2 protein-coding genes are annotated in these 736 nt (G+C 62.0%); both read right to left on the bottom strand.

What is annotated here, in order from left to right; all coding sequences use genetic code 11:
• A partial coding sequence (locus tag MKL09_RS08790) for a hypothetical protein (protein WP_244019567.1) occupies positions 1 to 235 on the bottom strand: 235 nt, incomplete at its 3' end.
• Positions 236 to 365: 130 nt separating this feature from the next.
• Positions 366 to 736, bottom strand: a 371-nt coding sequence (locus MKL09_RS08785) for a hypothetical protein (protein WP_244019566.1), incomplete at its 5' end; no start/stop codon positions are given.

The raw sequence follows: 736 nt of genomic DNA, 5'->3' as shown, positions 1-736 counted from the left end.
TGGCCTTCAAAGCCTCAGCCCGGTCCATGGCAGTCGGCAGCTTGGTGACGTTGGTCATGTCCGATTCCTTGTTCAGAGTGATGCCGGAAATCCGCACGGCTCGGCGGCCAGAACGACGGTGACAAGCACCGTCACCGTAATTCAAGTGAACAGTCACAGGCTGCGGCCCTGGCACGCGAATAGTCTCGGCAACTGCCAGACGCTCGGCCCCTGCCGCGCTGAGACGGCCCGTCATACTCACCACCCGTCGCACCGCGCTTGGCCAGGTTCAGGCATTTCTGGAAGCGGTCGTGATCAAACATCCGCGCACCCACAAGACAATGGATGAACCGGCTCCCGTGTGAGGGTGTCCGGCACAGGTGGCCTCAATCACGGCGTGTCAGGCTGACCTGTTGGATGTTCGTGCACTTTACGACCTTGATGCCGCCGCCAAGCATCTTGGCGGCTTCCTCCAACACGTTGTCGACCTCGACGAGATGAGCCATCGCGTGCTGGGCGGCGGGTGACGGCGCGTCGTGCCGGCGCTCATCGGAGGTCAGTAACTCCTCTGCTTCTCCGAGCGCGCCCTGCGCCTGCTCGATGAAGTTCAGCGCCTTGGCCTTCAAAGCCTCAGCCCGGTCCATGGCAGTCGGCAGCTTGGTGACGTTGGTCATGTCCGATTCCTTGTTCAGAGTGATGCCGGAAATCCGCACGGCTCGGCGGCCAGAACGACGGTGACAAGCACCGTCACCGTAAT

This window comes from Methylobacterium sp. J-048 (genome assembly GCF_022829515.1).
Taxonomy (GTDB): domain Bacteria; phylum Pseudomonadota; class Alphaproteobacteria; order Rhizobiales; family Beijerinckiaceae; genus Methylobacterium.
Note: the sequence above shows the minus strand (reverse complement) of the source record. Positions and strands in the feature narration are given on the sequence as shown.